The 536-nt window shown below is 54.7% G+C and carries 1 pseudogene; it reads left to right on the top strand.

Annotation, left to right across the window (positions count from 1 at the left end):
* Nucleotides 1-153: 153 nt before the first annotated feature.
* Nucleotides 154-536: pseudogene (locus tag G3436_RS25725) on the top strand (hypothetical protein); the annotation flags it as partial.

The raw sequence follows: 536 nt of genomic DNA, 5'->3' as shown, positions 1-536 counted from the left end.
ATGGGAGTATGGCAGTCGCTGACGGCTATCAGTAAATCCTCTGAAGCGGCGAATTGGATCTCGCTCCTAGGATCAACCTTCGCGCTTGCTGGAGCGGGCGTGGAAGTTACTGCTGGAGCCAGCACACTAAGTGCCACATATCGAGGGAGATCCGTGCTTGCCGTGAATGCGAAGAGATTCAGTGCAAAATACGGCGTCTCCATTTTCGGGGCGGCTGGCGCTGGACTGTTCGCCTTGTCAGATGGGGTCAAAGCGATCAAGGCGCGTGGTCAACGCAACCCGGAGCAGGCACAAACTTACATGTACGCAGCACTGGCAAACAGCGTATTGGCACTCTCGACTTGGGCTGGTGGAACTGCTACTGCCTTAGCGCTAAATTCCGGAGGCACGGTTTTGCTTCTTACACCAGCAGGGTGGGCCGTTATTGCGCTAATTGCACTGGGGACAGCAATCTATTTCTCCCTAAAAGCCGAGCGCTTGACACACGGTCCCGTCGAGATCTGGCTGAAGCACAGTATCTGGGGGAAACAAAAAAA

Origin of the sequence: Pseudomonas brassicae, assembly GCF_010671725.1 — a bacterium.
Taxonomy (GTDB): domain Bacteria; phylum Pseudomonadota; class Gammaproteobacteria; order Pseudomonadales; family Pseudomonadaceae; genus Aquipseudomonas; species Aquipseudomonas brassicae.
Note: the sequence above shows the minus strand (reverse complement) of the source record. Positions and strands in the feature narration are given on the sequence as shown.